16 protein-coding genes are annotated in these 18,057 nt (G+C 45.5%); 9 read left to right on the top strand and 7 right to left on the bottom strand.

Annotation, left to right across the window (positions count from 1 at the left end; all coding sequences use genetic code 11):
• Positions 1-29 precede the first annotated feature (29 nt).
• The 3 genes from LEP1GSC061_RS02580 to LEP1GSC061_RS02570 all read left to right on the top strand — a co-directional run bounded on the left by LEP1GSC061_RS02580 (position 30) and on the right by LEP1GSC061_RS02570 (position 3,304).
• Positions 30-1,820: an extracellular solute-binding protein gene (locus LEP1GSC061_RS02580; protein ID WP_198014234.1), complete on the top strand. Its 1,791-nt coding sequence runs from the start codon at positions 30-32 to the stop codon at positions 1,818-1,820.
• Positions 1,821-1,834: 14 nt separating this feature from the next.
• Positions 1,835-2,902, top strand: coding sequence for a hypothetical protein (locus tag LEP1GSC061_RS02575; RefSeq protein WP_016543332.1), 1,068 nt, complete (start codon positions 1,835-1,837; stop codon positions 2,900-2,902).
• Between the two features lie 114 nt (positions 2,903-3,016).
• Positions 3,017-3,304 carry an LA_0364 family Cys-rich lipoprotein gene (locus LEP1GSC061_RS02570; RefSeq protein ID WP_016543675.1) on the top strand — a complete coding sequence of 96 codons (288 nt, stop codon included), beginning with the start codon at positions 3,017-3,019 and terminating at the stop codon, positions 3,302-3,304.
• Positions 3,305-3,357: 53 nt separating this feature from the next.
• Here the strand turns inward: LEP1GSC061_RS02570 and LEP1GSC061_RS21360 are convergent, their stop codons facing one another.
• From LEP1GSC061_RS21360 to LEP1GSC061_RS02555, 4 genes are all read right to left on the bottom strand, one after another.
• Positions 3,358-3,495 carry a hypothetical protein gene (locus LEP1GSC061_RS21360; protein WP_156844473.1) on the bottom strand — a complete coding sequence of 46 codons (138 nt, stop codon included), beginning with the start codon at positions 3,493-3,495 and terminating at the stop codon, positions 3,358-3,360.
• A 241-nt stretch (positions 3,496-3,736) separates the two neighbouring features.
• On the bottom strand, positions 3,737-3,862 hold the full coding sequence (locus LEP1GSC061_RS21995; RefSeq protein WP_269571781.1) for a hypothetical protein: 126 nt from the start codon (positions 3,860-3,862) through the stop codon (positions 3,737-3,739).
• 77 nt (positions 3,863-3,939) lie between these two features.
• Positions 3,940-4,341 (bottom strand): hypothetical protein, encoded by a 402-nt coding sequence (locus LEP1GSC061_RS02560; RefSeq protein WP_016543852.1) that lies wholly within the window; start codon positions 4,339-4,341, stop codon positions 3,940-3,942.
• Between the two features lie 30 nt (positions 4,342-4,371).
• Positions 4,372-4,971 (bottom strand): hypothetical protein, encoded by a 600-nt coding sequence (locus tag LEP1GSC061_RS02555; protein ID WP_016543976.1) that lies wholly within the window; start codon positions 4,969-4,971, stop codon positions 4,372-4,374.
• Positions 4,972-5,410: 439 nt separating this feature from the next.
• Between LEP1GSC061_RS02555 and purB the strand changes: the two genes are divergently transcribed.
• The 4 genes from purB (at position 5,411) to LEP1GSC061_RS02530 (ending at position 9,482) form a co-directional block, all read left to right on the top strand.
• The gene (purB, locus tag LEP1GSC061_RS02545) at positions 5,411-6,712 is read left to right on the top strand and encodes an adenylosuccinate lyase (protein ID WP_016543621.1); all 1,302 of its coding nucleotides are present in this window, start codon (positions 5,411-5,413) and stop codon (positions 6,710-6,712) included.
• A gap of 3 nt (positions 6,713-6,715) precedes the next feature.
• Positions 6,716-7,480: a Rossmann-fold NAD(P)-binding domain-containing protein gene (locus tag LEP1GSC061_RS02540; RefSeq protein ID WP_016543710.1), complete on the top strand. Its 765-nt coding sequence runs from the start codon at positions 6,716-6,718 to the stop codon at positions 7,478-7,480.
• Entirely contained in the window at positions 7,477-8,577 is a 1,101-nt protein-coding gene (locus LEP1GSC061_RS02535; protein WP_016544158.1) for a helix-turn-helix transcriptional regulator, read from the top strand. Before LEP1GSC061_RS02540 ends, LEP1GSC061_RS02535 begins: the two co-directional genes overlap by 4 nt.
• A 74-nt stretch (positions 8,578-8,651) precedes the next feature.
• Complete coding sequence (locus LEP1GSC061_RS02530; protein WP_016543838.1) at positions 8,652-9,482, top strand: sterol desaturase family protein; 831 nt, start codon at positions 8,652-8,654, stop codon at positions 9,480-9,482.
• 1 nt (position 9,483) lies between these two features.
• Here the strand turns inward: LEP1GSC061_RS02530 and LEP1GSC061_RS02525 are convergent, their stop codons facing one another.
• Genes LEP1GSC061_RS02525 through LEP1GSC061_RS02515 form a run of 3 tightly spaced genes read right to left on the bottom strand, consistent with a single transcriptional unit; the run spans position 9,484 to position 14,479 of the window.
• On the bottom strand, positions 9,484-11,508 hold the full coding sequence (locus LEP1GSC061_RS02525; RefSeq protein WP_016543442.1) for a PAS domain S-box protein: 2,025 nt from the start codon (positions 11,506-11,508) through the stop codon (positions 9,484-9,486).
• Positions 11,509-11,561: 53 nt separating this feature from the next.
• Positions 11,562-13,499, bottom strand: coding sequence for a hypothetical protein (locus tag LEP1GSC061_RS02520; protein ID WP_016544134.1), 1,938 nt, complete (start codon positions 13,497-13,499; stop codon positions 11,562-11,564).
• Positions 13,496-14,479 carry a glycosyltransferase family 2 protein gene (locus tag LEP1GSC061_RS02515; RefSeq protein ID WP_016543632.1) on the bottom strand — a complete coding sequence of 328 codons (984 nt, stop codon included), beginning with the start codon at positions 14,477-14,479 and terminating at the stop codon, positions 13,496-13,498. Before LEP1GSC061_RS02515 ends, LEP1GSC061_RS02520 begins: the two co-directional genes overlap by 4 nt.
• A 196-nt stretch (positions 14,480-14,675) precedes the next feature.
• On the opposite strand from LEP1GSC061_RS02515, the gene LEP1GSC061_RS02510 reads away from it, so the two are divergent.
• Complete coding sequence (locus LEP1GSC061_RS02510) at positions 14,676-15,017, top strand: STAS domain-containing protein (RefSeq protein WP_008594836.1); 342 nt, start codon at positions 14,676-14,678, stop codon at positions 15,015-15,017.
• Between the two features lie 15 nt (positions 15,018-15,032).
• Positions 15,033-18,053 (top strand): LIC_11026 family protein, encoded by a 3,021-nt coding sequence (locus LEP1GSC061_RS02505; RefSeq protein WP_016543713.1) that lies wholly within the window; start codon positions 15,033-15,035, stop codon positions 18,051-18,053.
• Positions 18,054-18,057 lie beyond the last annotated feature (4 nt).

Here is an 18,057-nt window from a genome sequence, read left to right as displayed (position 1 = left end):
TAGATGGAATTCGTAATCGATTTTATTTCATATTTTTCTTATTAACGGCGGTCTTTCTCTTTACGGTTTCCTGCGGGGACAAGGAAGAAGCGGATACTTCCACCGCCGTGGAGGAAATCCCTTGGGAGGGAGATCCGAATACTATCCCCGAGCTATCCCGTCGTCCGAACCCGGCCGCTTCTCCTCTGGCTAAGAAGGGTGGAACGTTTCGAATTTACAGTAGTCAATATCCTAAATCTCTAAACGGGTATCTGGACAATTTCACTCATACCCAGGAAATCTTCCGCTCCATGTTCGAGCCATTGCTTTCCCGTAATCCGATCACCTTGGAATACTTGCCTCATCTCGCCAAATCCTGGAAGATCTCTCCGGACAAAAAAAAGTTCAGCTTCGTTCTGGACCAAAATTCCAAATGGAGCGACGGAAAACCGGTAACCGCAAAGGACATTCTATTCACTTATGAAACTCTTATGGATCCGAAAAATAATACGGCCATGCATAGGATTCCTTTATCCCGTTTCGAGAAGCCTAAAGTTCTGGGAGAATTCGAGATAGAATTCGAACAAAAAACGATACATTGGGACAATTTCGAAGAGATCGCGTTCGGTCTTGTGATTCTTCCCGAACATCATTTTAAGGGAAAGGATTTTAATAAGGAGAATTTCGAGTTTCCGATCGTATCCGGACCTTACGAACTCCAATCCGCCAAAAAGGGAAGATACGTAAAATTAAAACGTAGAGCGACGTATTGGAAACGAGCTTATCCGGTTTATAAGAATACTGACAATTTCGATATTCTTCTCTTTAAGGTGTTTAACGAGGAGTCTTTAGCTTTTCAAGCATTCAAGAAAGGTGATATAGATTTTTATCCCGTATACAAGGCGTATACCTGGGTCAAGGAAGCCTTGGGAGAATCCTTCGATAAAAATTACGTCGTAAAACAGAAAATCTATAACGAAAAGCCGATGGGTTTCCAAGGCTGGGCCTTTAATATGCGCCGTAAACCTTTCGACGATGTGAGGGTGAGAAAGGCCATCGCTCATTTGGTGGATCGTCAGCTCATGGTGGATAAACTCGCATTCAAGGAATACGAACTGACCGATACGTATTTTTCCGCGGTTTGGGAAGGAGGAAAACTCCCGAATCCTCCGATCGAATACGATCCGAACAAATCGAAAGCACTTCTTGCGGAGGCGGGCTGGAAGCCGAACGCAAAAGGGATCCTGGAAAAAGACGGTAAGCCTTTCTCGATCACCATTTTAGATAGAGAAAGAAGTTCGGAGAAATACTTCACTATTTTCATAGAAAGAGCGAAGGAAGTAGGGATCCAAGCCAAGATAGAAAGTACGGACCTCGCAAATTGGTCGGATCGAATGGATAAATACGATTTCGATCTCACCTGGGCTGCTTGGGGTGGTGGTCTCTTTCCGGATCCGGAGGGACAATGGTTTTCCAAATACGCGGACGAGAACGGCCAGAATAATATCACCGGATTCAAGAACGCAGAAGTGGATAAGCTGATCGAAGAACAAAGAACGGAATTCGACTCTAAAAAAAGAGCGGAAATCGTGCGTAAAGTGGATAAGATCCTTACGAAAGAAGTTCCTTATGTTCTACTTTGGAATACTAAGTCTACTAGGCTTTTATACTGGAACCGTTTCGGACAACCTAAAAATCCTTTGGGCAAGTATTGGGGAGAACAAGCCGCCAAGAATCTTTGGTGGATCGATTCCCAAAAATCGGAAGCCTTGGATGCGGCCAAACGAAATAAGTCCACTTTACCCGCATACGAACCTAAGGTAAACTATCCGGCGAACTAAACTAAGAGACGGTTATGGCTAAGAAAGGAAGACTAACCGGCTTCGGAGAAGCGATTCGGAATTTCTGGAATTCTCCCGGGATCCCTAGCTTTATCGAGATCCTGGAAAAGGGACTGGATAAGGAATTATTCTTCGATATAAATAAGGCGGATTCTCAGATTCCAATCGAGGATCTGCCGATCGATTTCCGGTTGCGTCAATCCGGTTTTCTTCGTAAATTCTACGAGAGAATCTTTCCGGTTTCCCATGTGTTTCGGATAACGCATCGATACGGCCGGGAATTCTTGGATAATTTCATGCCTCTTTCGGCCGAGAATTACATCGGCAGGGGCTCTTATAAGTTCGTTTACGCTCTTCCTTGGAACCAAGTGGTCAAAATCGGTAAGTCCAAGCTTCCCTCTGACCCCATCTTCGGTTCCCTTTATAAAGAGGTGCAGAATAATTTCGAAAGGTATTTAAAACCGGAAGAGATCGGTTTGATGGAGCTCCTACAAAAAGACGTTTGGGGGGAATCGAAGAGAGACGAAATTCGTTTCAAGTTCGCAAGACTGGGTCTGGAACGGCTGCATTACTGGAAATTAAAAAGTCTAATTCCGGACTTGGTTCTTCCTACCCGATATTTTATGGGTTTGCGATTCCGTCGCAGTCCCTTCGGGGTTCCGGTGGTGACACTCACTCCTTGCGATAACCAAAACCTTCTTCCCGGAAAGCACCTAAAGGAGTTCATTCGATTGAACGAGAAGGTGAGGCAAAATCCGATCCAGGACGCTCTTTTTCCCAAATGGAAATTGAATTTCGACACTCATAGATTCGGAATCGTGAGTAAATCCAAGCTAAAGAAAATCGCATTGGATTTTCATCGGGTGATCGAAGTTACGCGTTACCTGGCTCAGGAAGAAAAACTCATATTCGATATCCATTCGGAGAATATCATCATTACTATTCCGGATTTCGAACTGAAGATTTTCGACTATCACGTATTCGACGAGCATCTTTACGAGCCGAGTAAGGAAAACCCTTCCCCAGAAGTGGATCATATTAATCTAATCAAGGAATTCGTAAGCTCCTTCGAATTGGGATGAAAGGGACGGCGGATCCCCATATCCCAAATGGAATATGAGTGCGTCTAACGGTTTGTGGAAAATACCAAAAACCAACTTGCATTCGGGCGGAATCCGTCTGATTTTGGACCAGATATGAACGGTCGCCTTCTTTCTTGCTTTGTTTCCCTTATCTTGTCCTTCTTTTTTCTACATTGTTCCGCTTCCATTCCGGGTTCCCGAGAGGAGTGCTACGCAAAGAATTATTGCGATTCGGCGGTTTCGGATTGTATTTCGGGGGGGATGTTGGCCTGTTCTTTCACCGGATCTCAACCCTCTCCGGACAATTCCGATTTATTTTGCAATACCACTTTCAACGCTTTAACCTGTGCCGGGGCCAAATCCAGTTGCATCAGCGATTGCGATAGACAACATTATTACTAAAGATCAAAGCATCCTAGTTCCAATATTTACCGAATGGGCAAAGCACATCTTTTTCATAGAATCCTTACGGTTTCCGGTTCGATTTTTCTTTCGGGGCTTCTTTCTATTTGGATGGCGATTTTCAGTCCGCTAAATTGGCCGGAATTTTGGATCAAGTTCGGCTTCTTTGGGACTCTGTTTTTTCTTTCCATAGTTTCCTTTTTCTGGATCCGTGGCGCCGGATCGATCCGAGAAATTTATGGACGATTCTTCTTTTTCTTATTCGCTCTCTTCCTTTTTTTGGCACTTCATCTTTGGTTTGTGGTGATCCCTTTTGCCGAGGAAAAACTCTCCGAAGTCACCAAGGAGATTGCGAGATCTAAATCGGCTTCAGATCGAAACGAGTTAAGCGAGATAGAATCTTCGCATTCCGCATTTCTGCTCTTTAGTTTTCTATTGCTCTTCTTTGCCCTTGTTTCCGCTTTTATCTCCTCTGCAATGGCGGCTATCCTGCATTTCTCGAAAGAAAAGAGGAAAGAATCCTAGGCTTGAAAGAGCGGCCAGAGAAGGATCAGCCATGTCTCCTTCGGAAAACGAACTGAGTTCGAGGAACATTCTTATTGCAGGATTCTGTATGGAAGCAATTCTTTAAATCGCTACTTTTGATTGCTAAGTCTTAACTCGAAACTTGCCAGGGCGATTACGATCGCTTTTTCTCCTAGGAAATAAACAATTCCGAGTAAACGAATCGATTCTTTGTAATATACTAGAATCGAAAGAGTTCCTAAGCAATAGACCAGATTTGCGATCGCGATAATCCGTAAATATATCCTCCAATTGTCCGGTCGCTTTGCATAAAAGAATAGTGAATATGCGGAGAATAAGCAAGCGACGACGGCAAGTAGATACAGTGTTTCCGTTGGAACTCCGATCCAGGCTTCGAATTGCGCCAGAACCAGTCCCAAGAACGAAGCGGAGACGAGGGCTCCTAAACCGTCGATTAGGAATATGAAATACGAATTCCGTCGAAAACAATCCGATAAATGACTTAATTGCACGATCTTGAATGCACTCTACTCATAACGCTATTATTGCGATATACCCGAATGCTGGAAATCATAATAGTAAATGAGAAGGATCAACCAGAGAGTATAAGCCAAGGTATAAATGGAAGAAATCCTAAGACTCCTGGGTAGATTTCCATGACACCTGCCGGAGTGAATGAATACGAGCCTGAGGGCATGATAAAAGATCCAATTCAAAACGGAGAAGACGAATACGATTGCCATCCAGGTGAAAGGAATTAGATAGGTGAGGACGGCCACTAAAATCACCGCAAATAGAAGCCACGAAAGAAAGGCCAGGATCGTAACCGCAAATCCGATTTCTCCCCCGGCATCTAGGTCCGGAATATCGGGAGTTCCCGAAGGCATATCGCTCGAACTGAAGTTCTTAAACTCCACCTTTATCGAACCCTGGAACCAAGCATATCCATGATACAGTCCATACCATAAGAATAGAAATAAGAAAGCGCTCCATACGATCACCACTTCTTCGATATGCTTTACCAAAGGCTTGTCTCCGATCGCAAAAGACACATAAGCGGTAAGCCCGATCGCTATCAACGATACGAGTAATACATTTTTGGAATTCCAGTAATGGGTGACTTTCTTATAGGGGATTTTCATGAGGTGGTGGCGGTAATTGGATCAAAAATGGAAGGGAGAGTCAAGGGGAATTGGTGGAGAACTTCTCCGCAAAAAATCCCGTTGCAAGTATATATTCCAAAATTCTATTTTTCCGTTTTTGAATTTTCTTGGGGCCTTCCGATATTATTTCTTCCTGACCGATCGTTTTGGTCGCGAAATATGAGCCATTATTCGTCCATTTTCTGTAACTGACTTGGCGTTTTCGTTTCTTTTGCCGGGAATATTTTGAATCGGTATGGCTCACGAAATTCGCATTTAGCTTTCCGATTCCAATAAGACCGGCCTGCTTGAGTCGTAGGACCTCCTACAGGCCCTCGTTCGAGGGCCGGCTTGCCCGGACTACTTTGTCCAAAAACCGTTTACGGATCGGGTAGGTGAAAAAATCGTATCTAAGGGGGCCTTTCCCCGGGGAATCGCAATGATCGATCGTTATTCGAATCCGGAAATCGCCGGAATTTGGGAATTAGAGAATAAATTCAATATTTGGAAGGAGATCGAAATCCTAGCTACGGAAGCAAGGATGAAGAAGGGGGAAGTTCCGAAAGAGGACTTCGAAGAGATCCGTTCCAAGGCCAGATTCAACGTGGACGAGATTTTGGAAATAGAAGCCAAGGTGCATCACGATGTGATTGCGTTTCTCACAAACATGAATTCATATATCGGTCCCGCAGGCCGTCATGTGCATTACGGATTGACCTCCTCGGATATAGGCGATACCGCGCTTTGCGTTCAGATGGTCCAAGCCATGGATCTGATTCTAAGAAAGACGGACCAGTTGATAGAAGCCATCAAGGAAAAGGCGGTGCAATATAGAAACCTTCCTTGTATCGGCAGATCCCATGGGATTCACGCGGAGCCCATGACTCTAGGTTTGAAATTCGCATTATTCTACGAGGAAATGAAACGGAATCGTGTGCGTTTGCAACTCGCTAAGGAGGAAATTTCCGTAGGAAAACTTTCCGGAGCGGTGGGAACTTACTCCAACATAGAACCGGACATAGAGGCTTATGTTTGCGAGAAGCTAGGTCTCGAACCGGATCCGATCGCCACTCAGGTGGTATCCAGAGATCGTCATGCGTCTTATATGTCCGCGTTAGGCGTGACTGCTGCGAGTCTGGATCGTTTCGCTACGGAGGTTCGCCTCCTGCAAAAGACCGAAGGAAGAGAAGTGGAGGAGCCGTTCGCTGCGGGCCAAAAAGGATCTTCCGCTATGCCTCATAAAAGAAATCCAGTGATCTGCGAAAGAATTTCCGGTATTTCCAGAGTGATTCGCTCCAATGTGAGTACCGCTCTACAGAATGTGGCCCTTTGGCACGAGAGGGATATTTCCCATTCTTCCGCGGAAAGGATCGTAATTCCGGATTCCACCATCGCGTTGGAATACATTTTGGATAAGATGCTTTTCGTAGTGAAAAACTTGCATGTTTATCCGGATGCGATCGAAAGAACCTTGGGTGTGACAAGAGGACTTATCTTCTCTCAAAAAGTTTTGCTCCATTTGATCGAGAAAGGCGGAATCACTAGAGAAGACGCTTATGCGATCGTCCAAGGACATGCTATGGCGGTTTGGGCGGATCAATCCCAGAATCTTAAGGACAGATTGGCACAGGATCCTAAGGTCCAGAAGGTTTTGAAACCGGGGGACTTAGATTCTATCTTCCAAATTTCTCCTTATCTGGAAAAGGTGGGGCTTATCTATAAGAGACTCGGATTGGAGTAATCCGTGTACAAGATCGCGGTTCTAGGATTAGGGTACGTAGGTCGTCGGATTTTCCGGAGTCTGAAAAAAGAACACGATGTCCTGGCTTTCTCGGGTCATACACTGGAACAGGATTCCAGATTGGCGGACTTTTCCGATCCGGAAGTCGTTCGGAACTTTTCATCGGAGTTCGAAGGATCCCCCTTCGATTTTCTAATTCTGACTTTCCCCATCCATAATCTTCCGAGTAGGGAAGAATTGTTGGAGGTCTTACCTAAGGTGGCCAAACGATTCTGGCTTCTGGGTACCACTAGTATCTATGTTCGAAACGGATCCGAGATTACCGAAGCCACTCCTTTGGATCCGGAACATGAAAGATTTGCGATAGAGAAAAGGTTTCTTTCAATCGGAGGTAGGATTCTGCGTTTATCCGGAATCTACGGACCGGATAGAAATCCCGCGGATTGGATCCGAAAAGGAAAGGTCCAAAAGACAAAAAGACAATTAAATCTTATCCATGGGGACGATATAGCCGAGGCGGTGAGGGGCCTCCTCTCTTATCCGGGGGAGGATCTACCCGGAGAATTCGTTCTGGCCGATAATCAATGGCATACCTGGTTGGAGATTTTCCGTTTTCTGGAGGACCATGGAAAAATTCCCGTTTTGCCCGAGGCGGAAATCGATAGAGAGGACGGATTTGTGGATCCGAGCCTGATTCGGAAATTTCTTCCTGGTTTACAAACTAAGGACTTTTGGAGAGAGTTGGAAAAACTGGAACGACTCCCTTGATCTCGCAGATCACCGACATATTACATTTATTCTGTTTATCGAATCTGCTTTTTCTCATCGGCCTTTTCGGCTGGAGATACAACTACGATCTGAGAATCCGAATCGCCGCCGGATTCTCGCTCGGAATCATTTGCTACATCATTCTATCATTGGATCCTAATTTTACGATTCCTTATCAGGTTCGGGTCCTTCTATTCGCAGGATTGATTAGTTTACCCTTCTTTTTTTGGATGTTAAGCCTAGCGATCTTCGAGGACCATTTTACTCCTAAGGTTTGGCATTGGTTTCTTCTCTTCGGAAAACTAGGAGTCTCGGCTTGGTCCGTGTATCCGGTTCTGGACCTAATCAATATGAGAGGGCCGATCGCCTCCGAAACGGTTCTCGCTCATATCATTATTCCCACTCTTTTATCCTTAGGGTTCGTGGTCGCGGCGATCATCCGGATCTATTCGGGCAGAAAGGACGATCTTATCGAAACCAGACGTAGACTTAGAGAAGTGCATATCCTGATGACCGGAAGTGTGATTACCTTCAATATGTTCTCGCATCTCATTCTACGCGGCAAACTTCTTTCCGAAATTTTGGATCTGGCCAATGTGATTCTCGCTTGGGGGCTCATTCTCGCCTTCATGTATCTTGTCTTCGAATTGAAGGAAGGTATAGTGGATCCTCGTCCCGAGGATTCTGAACCGGAGGAAAAAACCGTCGCAGCCGATCCAGTCCTTCGAAAGAAATTGGTTTCCGCATTCGAAGAGGAAAAATTGTACCGCAAAGAAGGCCTGACTATAGGACAATTGGCGGAGGATTTGGAAGTACAGGAATACAAACTAAGACGTCTCATCAATCAGGCCATGGGTTTCAGGAATTTTCCCGATTTTTTGAATCGATATAGAATCCAGGAAGCTTGCGAGATTCTCTTAGAGCCCGAAAAAGACGAGATTCCGATCATCCGAGTCGCGATGGATTTAGGGTATCAGTCCCTAGGGCCTTTTAACCGTGCCTTCAAAGAATTAACCGGAGTGACTCCCACCGAATTCAGAAGAAACCGAGGCAAAAGGGAAGCGTTTAAAAACAGCGCCGATTTCGAAATCGGCTAGTCCTTTTCGGGATCCGAGACGACGAGAATCCCTCTTATGGTGTAAAATGGGTCCCATATAGAGAGGAGAATGTGATGAACGAATTGGTCGATAAGATCGGTTACCACGGTTACTACTTTTTTACCCTTGCCACGCTTTGGATCCGATATCTGCTTATGGCTGGGTTCGCTTACGTTTTCATTTGGATTCTTTTCAAAAATAAACTGAAGCATAAGATCATTCAGGGAAAGCTTCCTGAAAAGGATAAGATCCTACACGAACTTAAATATTCCGCTTTGACCCTTTTTATCTTCGCGGCTTCCGGCATACTCGTCTATGTGATGAAAAAGAACGGATGGACTTTCATCTACGATAAGGTGAGCGATTATGGGGTTCCTTATCTCATCTTCAGTATCGTAGCCCTAATTTTCCTACACGATACGTACTTTTATTGGACCCATCGGGCCATGCACCATCCTCTTCTTTTCAAGAGAATGCATTTGGTCCATCATAAGTCCACGAACCCTTCTCCTTGGGCGGCTTTCTCTTTTCATCCGTACGAAGCGGTCGTAGAAGCGGGAATCATTCCTCTGGCGGTTCTGTTCTTGCCCTTGCATACCGCGGCTCTCGTAACATTCTTCTTTTATAGTACTTTTTTGAACGTGTTAGGACATTTATCCTTCGAGCTCTTTCCTAAGGGTTTCATAGAGAATAAGGTTCTGAGATTGCATAACTCCACCACTCATCATAATATGCACCATAAATACTTTAACTGCAACTACGGATTGTATTTCAATATCTGGGATAGAATCATGGGGACCAATCACGAGAAATACTTCGACACTTTCAGGGAGGTGACTCACAGGGAGGCGGAATCTGCTTCCTCGACGGGGATTTCGGAAACTCCCGAGATGAGGAACGCTTAAATCATTGTACGATCGGGAATCGGATGCGAGTGACGGTTCCTCCTCGCTCGGATAGATCCAACACATTTCCTTTAAGTTGTCGGGTCAGTAGGTCGACTAATTCTAGACCCATGGAATCCTTGGGTTTCGGATTCTCGGATCTTTTTCCGATTCCGTTATCCGAAACGTCTATATGTATCCAAATATCCTCCCTATAAAGGGAGATATTCAACGTTTTTGCGTCTTCGCTCGTCTTAGATAAGAATGCGTGTTTTAATACGTTGGTTACCAATTCGTTCAGTATGAGTCCGATCGGGATCGCGGAATTTTGTCTGATGGGCAGTGGTTCGCAATTTAAGGAGATACGGATCTCCTCCTTATCGTAACCGAAGGATCTGAGCAGATTGTCTACTAGCTTACTCACGAATTCCGGAAAGAATTCGTCGCTGATCGGACGTTTTCCATACAGAGATTCGTGCACATAGGCCATGGATAGGATTCTATTCTGGGACTCGGTGAGTACTCTGCCCGGGTCCAAAGCGTCCGGGCTATCGAGTTGCATGGACAATAGGCTGGATAATACTTGCAGATAGTTCTTAACACGGTGATGGACTTCCTTCAGTAGCACATCCTTCTCGTGTAAACTATTGGTCATGATCTCCTCGGCAAGTTTCACTTGTGTGAAATCGCTGATAAAACCTTCCAATGCTACGATTTCGGAATTCTCTCCTTTGACAGCGGATCCCTGTTCGAAGGCCCAGCGCAATTCTCCGTTTCTATGTCGGAGCCTATAGGTCAGGCGATAGGGTAGATTCTGCCGAATGGCGGTGATCACCTCATTGTAAACCCTGTCTTGGTCCTCTTCGTATATGATCTCTCCGAATGCGATCGTACGATTTTCCACGAAATCGGAAGGAGAATATCCTGTAAGATCGAAACATCCTTCGCTGATGAATTCCATGGTCCAATCACGATCCATAGCGCAACGGTAGGCGATCCCGGGTAAATTTCGAATCAAAGTGGAGAGTTGTCTCTCGCTTTCCTTTAGAGCGCTCTCCGTCCTTTTGAAGGCGGTGATATCCGTGCACATGGCAAGCGCCCCTTCGTAATTTCCTTCCGAATCGAAAATGGGATTCGTGGACATGAGTAGCCAAACGGATTCTCCCCGTTTATTTTTGAAATGGAAGTCGTAGACTTCTCCCAATCCTTTTCTTCTGGCCTCCAGTCTTTTCTGGGTTGCTTCCTCTCTTCCCGGTTGTATGAACTCATGGAAAGGCTTTTCTAAGAATTCCTTTTCGCTCATCCCGAAGAATGCGGCCATTCTCTCGTTCGCAAATACGGTCTTTTGGTCCTTATCTATAAGCCAAATTCCTTCCAGGGTGGTCTCGACGATTTTTTTGGAATATTCTTCCGTTTTGGAGAGTGCCCGTTTCGTTTCCTCGAAGAATACGATCAGAATCGCGATCGCGGAGGAGAATCTGAAAAAGCCTGCGAGTAAAAATCCAAAATGCGCGTATTCTCTGAGAGACGGGATGCTTTTTACGAAAGGATAATTCAATACGTGGATTCCCCAGAGTATGAAGATCCAGCCTGCGATCTTTTTTCCTCCGTGCAGATCCTTGGATCTCAGGAAGATGATTCCCGTATAAATCTGGGTCGCTCCTAAGAAAAGGTAGATGGGCCAAATGAATTCCAGGGAGGAAAGTTTAAAAATATCTAATATAATCGACCAGATTCCGAATGCCACGAAGGCGGAGATGATGGGTCGGTTAATCGATTTTCCCAGAAAATAATAACAGCCTATGAACTGGAATACCGCTCTTAAGGTATCCACGAGATATGTGGGAAAGAATACGTAGATATCCCCCCATCCGGAGATTTGAACTATATTTCCGAGGTAGGAGAGAATATGAAAGAACCAGCAGATCGTCCAGGCAAGTAACGCCTTTTGTCCTTCCGCCTTATAGAGATAAAGATAAACGAAGAATAGGAAAAATGCGGAAGGCAAGGCAGCCCAAAGCGTCGGTAAGAGCCAAGGATGATACACGGAAAAAGCAACCTCCTGGACCGGGCTGCGGGCTTAAACCGCGGCGGCGGAGTTTATTTTCCTATAAGACGGAATTCTTCCAAGCAATAATGACCGCTGGGGTGCTTAATTTCCTGGAGAAGTTCTATTCTATACCCTTGTTCTTCTATTCGTTTGGAATATTTGGCGGGAAGTTCGCATGTAGGACCTATATACAGCGCTTTGTCGAATTCTTCCCAGTTTTTCCATTTATATTTGCTGTCGTTTCGGTACTTACCTTTATCCACGGTTACCTGACGGAATAACAGATCGAATTCGGAGGCGAGTATTCTTCCCGGGGTTTGAAAATTCTCCTCTTCATGGAAAGCGTTAAAGGCTATATAACGTCCTTCGGAGCTGATCTTGGTCGCAAAGTCTCTAGCGGGCTGGAAAGCTTTCGTATCGAATCCTTTCAGGCAGAATTCATTTCTTCTGAAATACGTATCGCTCAGAAGTCCTCCTTCTCGGAAGAATAAGGAAATCGTCCAGGATAGGATTGCGATAGAAATAGTGAAAGGCAATATCCGAGCCTTATTTTGGGATTCTCCGATCCATCGAAAGAACCATAAGCTTAGAATGGAAAGAAGAGCGGGTAAGGGGTAGAACACATGACGCAGCTGTTTGTTACCTGTACTTGCGTCGATCACTATGTATTGCAGGAAGACGATCGCGGTAATTGCAAAGAGCGGATCTCTGAATACTTTGGGCCAACAAAGATCCTGGAGTCGGGATAGCTTTTTGTCCAACCAACCGGTCGTCGGCTCGGAGACGGAGGTTCGGATTCCTTGTTTTCTTGCCGCAAATGTCCAATAAACGATATAGGAACAGATCGCGAAGAAAAAGATCCTAAAAATCCAAGGCTCAGAAAATACGTGGCTCGCGGGAATCTTATCGCTGGGAGATTCGAAGAGGCTGAGTATGAAGCTTCTTACGAATTTGTTCACGATCATCTGAGCGTTCACAAGGCTCATCACTCTATCCAGGTTGGAGAACAACCAAAGAAAGCAGGGAAGGATCGCATACAGATATAGAATCCGGAAAGAAGCGGGAGAGACCGAGGAGATTTCCTTTCTGTTGCGGAATAGGAAATAATTGAAGTCCAGAAATAGGATCACGGTCAGAAAATAAAGCACCTTCTTAAAGGATCTCTGGTCCAGGTTCCAATCGGTAACCACTCTTAGAATGGGAAGGGATAATACGAGTAAGACTACCGATATGAAGAATAAAAGTCTAATTCCCCGATAATGTTTTCGGATCGCGAAGCGAATGAAGCCTATCCATTCCGGAAAACGTGAGATAAAGTCGTAGCCGAATATGGAGATGAAGAGTAAGAGTCCGTACGGATATTTAGTGAAGAATAGACCGATCAGTGAAATACAAACGATTCGGGTGGTGGAGGAAAAATTCGGAATCGATTGTCCGGGATGCACTTCCTTTACGGAATCGTAAAGCTTATACAATCCGTAATAGACCCAGAGAAGAACGAACATGCCTTGGGTCTCCAGCATGGAAGAGAGGCTATAGGCGGGAGTCTCCGTGGTGTGTAGGGACAAACCCAATACGAATAAGGAAGTCAGTCCCGCGAATAGTAGGGAACCCGTGATTCTATATACTATATATAGGATGGAAGGAAAGCATAGCGCATAGAATACCAAACCCAGAAAAGAATCCTTCCAGGTGACCGGCCATTCTCCGGGGCTGGCAAGTAGGAACAAGGATAGTATGGGTCGTAGAGGAGGCCAGGTTGCCGCCTCCAAAAATGGGAGGATTCCTCTCCATATTTTTCCGTCTCTCAGGTCTTGGTATTGGTCGTATACCGCGTTTAGGCGGATATTCTCGTCCCAGGTGAGTAAATCCGTGATGGGGCAGATGCTTTGGAAGGCTTGCCAATTCTTCCACATCGTAAGACTGACAGCAGCCAATACTACGATAACTACGAAGCTTCCTAAGATTTTGTCCCAGAGACGATTCATTTTTTCGTACTTTTCTTAGAGGATGTGGAATAGACTTTTTCGATCACATACAGGGGACGATTCTTGGATTGGTCGTTTACTCGACTTAAATATTCTCCGATCATTCCGAGTGCGATCAATTGTACCCCGCCCATCACGAGTACTATGATGGTCAGAGAAGTCCAGCCTTGGATCGTGCTATTCGTGAATAACTTAAGATATATCACATAAATTGCATATATGGCGCCTAAGAACGCGGACGCGAATCCCACATACGAGGAAAGTTTAAGAGGCGCCGAGGAAAAAGAAGTGATCCCATCCAATGCGAATTTCAACATCTTAGCGACCGAGAATTTGGTTTCTCCGTCGAATCTTTCGTCCCGGTCGTATTCCAATCCGGTCTGCTTGAATCCGATCCAAGAGATGAGTCCCCGGATATATCGATGCTGCTCTCGCATGGAGTTCAATACGTCCGTCACTCTCCTGGACATGATCCGGAAATCTCCGGTATCGATAGGGATATCGAAACGAGTGACTTTTTTGAGAATTCTATAAAATACATGAGCGGTCAGAAGTTTGAAAAGGGATTCTCCCTCTCTCTTTCTACGTCTGGCATAAACGACGTCGTAGCCTTCCTCCATTTTACCGTATAGATCCGCGACGAATTCGGGAGGATCCTGTAAGTCCCCGTCCATTACGGCTACCGCTTCTCCTCTTGCCGAATCGATTCCGGCGGTGATCGCGAGTTGGTGCCCGTAATTTCTGGAAAGATTCAGTAGGAAGAATCCGGGTTCCGACTCGCAGTATTTTTTGAGTATATCGAAGGTTCCGTCTCTGGATCCGTCGTTTACGAAAAGGATCTCTATATCTTCTTTTCCGAAGTTTCTTTTCTCCTTCAGGATGCGAAGAAGATTATGGAGTCTTTTGATCAATTCCGGGACGGTTTTTTCCTCGTTGTAAACGGGGATGACTAGGGAAAGCAGAGGAGGTTTGGAGGGCATGCTGACCTTGGTACGTTGTCGCGGCTTGGTCAAAATGTCGACTAGTTTTCTCTTGGACGAACGGTCGAGAAATCCCAAATCATCCCCGTATTTTTCAACCCAGGAAGGAAATCGCAGGAGGCATTTTGGAAAAAAGCGCTTTACAAGGAGGCTGGAATGCAGATCTTATATAAGCACAAAAATCCAAGAAAGGGTTATGAAAATCAAAGTCACCACGAAAAACGACGTTCACATCATCAAGATCGAAGGTCCTATCAAAGCTGGGAACGAATTCGAACTTGGTCAAAAAATCGAGGAGTATATCTCGAAGGGTGACGTTCCTAAATTTATCATCGACCTAAAAAAGGTCCCTTTCATCAACTCCGCCGGCTTGGGTATGTTCCTGAACATATACAAACATATCGACGGCCTGAAAGGCAGAATGGTATTTACTAACCTGAATAACGATATCGAAAACTTGATGGAGATTACCAAGCTCGCAAGTATTTTCGAAATCTACAAAACTCTGGAAGAGGCTATCGAGTCTTTCGAATACTAGCCTGAAGTATTTCGGTTGGCTTCCGACTTTCTACAGTATTTTCAAAAGAGAAAGCTCCGCTTCGGTATCCTGGCGGGGATTTTTCTTCTCTACCATCTACTCTTTAATTCGATCACCGGACAGATCCTATTCGACAAGGTTTGCGCCTCCTCCTTGACGGGGACCGCAAAGGCGAGTGTGGATTCCTTCTCCCTATTCTATGGAATCAAACTCTCGGAGGTCTCCATTCTACCTACGGAAGAATGGGGAAAAGAGCCGGTACTCCGGGTTAGAAAGCTTGAATTTTCCTATAACCTGCCTCTTCTTCTCTTAGGTAGACTCAAACTTTCCAAGATTCTCGTCCACGGGCTGGAAGCGAAGCTAGTCCAGAAGGGAAAGGATTGGAATTTCTCCTCGATTTTTCCTCCAGGTAAGAAAGAGCCCGAGCCGGAGACGACGGAACCTCTGACCAAGATCCGGACCTATTTGCCTATAAGCGGATTTTTAGAGTTGGATCTGAAAGATATCTCTTTGGATGTGCTCTCGGAGAACGGATTCCAATCTTATTCCGCCGGTTTGGAGGGATTGGAGCTGGGATTTCTTTTGGACACCAAGAGATTTACCGAGATTCCTTTGGACCTTTCCGCCTTGGATCTCATAGACGAGTTCGGTCTGAGGTTGAACCCGGAGAAGAAGGTTCGAATCCGATTCCAAGATTCTTCTAGGGGTCTCGACCATCCTTTCCGTCTGACTTGGATTTGGGAAAGGCAGGTACAGGACGGGGATTCCTTCCATTCTCATATGGATATAGGTTCGGAGAATATACCGTTGCGTATCGCAAATAGACTAGGCGCTCCTTTCGGATTTTCTTTCCGATACGATTTGGATTTTTCTCCCAAGAAGAAGGAACTACTACTCAAGAATTTGGAATTCAAGGTGGGAGAAGATACCTGGCTCGAAGGAGGAGGAAAGTTAAGCGGCATCGATTCCAAGTCCGCCGACGTGAATATCAGCATTCAAAGATCCAAGATCCGTCTCTCTCCCGTATCCGATTTTTTGCACAGCCTGGGAATAGGCAATATCACTCTTTCCGGAGAGGCCAGTCTCGCTCCTGTACTCGCGGAAGGATCCTTTTCGAATCTGAGAGTTCTGGGAGAAATTCGCGGGAACGGTTTGGATTTCCGGATCGGAAAATCCAGACATAGGATTCCAGTCCTGAAACTGGACTGGGATATGAGAATCCGTTCGGAAAAGGAGGAAGCTTCCGCGAAATTTCCTCTTCCTTGGTTGCAAGAGGCCAAATTAAAGAATTTAAAAATAGAATATAACGAAATCCGAATCGGCGGGGACTTGAATTACTCCCGTTCCGTAGGTCCTGCCTGCAATCTTCATTTGGAGAATTTCAGATTGGGGGAATATCTCTCCGGATATTCCGGAGTAATCGGTGCCGATTTGAATTTACGCGGACCGGATTTTTCGGAATTATTCTCCGATCTGAAATTAAAGGCCAAGGGTTTCCGTTTTCCCATGGGCAGGGGAAATTCCTCGAATATCCATTTGGACGGGGATTTGCAGGCAATATTACGTTTTCCTAAAAAGCCATGGGGATTATCCGAGATTTCCGTGGGAAATCTGGATCTTCGCGCTGGTTCCCCGGAGGGTGCGAGGGCCGCTCATTTAAAGACCTCGGGTGTAATCGGACTCGGAGAACCCTTCGTCTTGGATCTGAAAAAGGCGAATCTTAACGTAGACCTGGGAAATCTAATCCCTCTACTTCCATTGAGCTTGAGAGAATCCTTGATTCCCGTCCGGACCCAGATAGGAAATAAGTTGGGACTCGTCGGAGACTTTTATTATTCGATCGGAGATTCGAGTCAGGATTTGCAGGGAAGTTTGGGATTGGATATACCGGGGATGGAGATCCGGGACGGAAAATTGGGAGTGAAGCTCAAGATGATCGGAAGTCCCAGTTCCAAAATCCAGTTGGATCGCCTGGATCTAAGCGCCTTTCAGGGAAAACTTTCCTTCCGTTCCCAGGGAAATCTGGTTCGAACCAAGCCGGGAGATCCTCCTCCGGCCCTGGGAGATTTTCGACCCGATTTACAAGGAACTTTCAGTCTCCGTTCCTCCGAGAATTCGAATTTGGTCAAAGGGCTTTCCTTTAAGGGGGATCTGAGTCTCGGGTTTTCCTGGAACGGAAATATCATCCAAGGAAAGTTCGGCTCGAGAGAATCGGACGTACTCGTCTCGAATAACCAATGCCCCGGCTACGAATGCAAATTGTATCGCATAGACGGTTTGAATGCCGATGTTCCTTTCGTTCACGACGTTTCCGTGAAGGAAACAAAGAATCTGATCGAAGGCAATAAGAGAAAATTCGTCCTGAATTACGGCAGAATTCCCAAGCCGAATTTCACGATTCGTAATATTGTAGGAACTCATCCCTCCCTGAAAGGTACTCCTTTCGAATACGTTAAGTCCAAATCGGATTCTCCCGGGCTTTCCGCCAATTTGGATTACTCGGAAAATTATTTACGGATGGACTATCTTAAGGTATTCACATTGGACGGAGAGGTCTGGGGAAAAGACGTGCTCGTAAATGTCGGCTCCGGAAGTCCGGAAAAGATGGAATTTGCCGCTTCTATGAGAGTCAAGGATATAGATCTGAAGCAATTGCTCCCCGCTAAGAGCCAGTCCAAGATAGACGACGGTAAGGTGAAGGCGGATCTGAATCTTTGGGGCAGAAATCTGGCGGATCCGATTCCGAATCTGAATCTATTCTTCAGCGTTTACCAGATCGGAAACGATTTCGGAAAGAGTGCCATCAATATATTCGCTCCTTCCAATCTTTTCACCGATTTCATTTACGGGAGTTACGCCGTGGACAAGATAGAACTGGAGCTTTCCAAGGGGCTCGTATATGCGGTGATTCTTTTCAAACGTTCCGTATTGGGGACTTTGATCCAATTGGAAAATAACCAGGTCTCTCAGCAAAGGATGCCTTTGGCGAATTTCCTAAAACGGGCTCAGAGCGAGATCGAAACTTTCAACAAATAGGTCG

This window comes from Leptospira wolffii serovar Khorat str. Khorat-H2 (assembly GCF_000306115.2).
Classification (GTDB): Bacteria; Spirochaetota; Leptospiria; order Leptospirales; family Leptospiraceae; genus Leptospira_B; species Leptospira_B wolffii.
The sequence above is the reverse complement of the archived record's forward strand: the minus strand, read 5'-3'. Positions and strand labels throughout refer to the sequence as shown.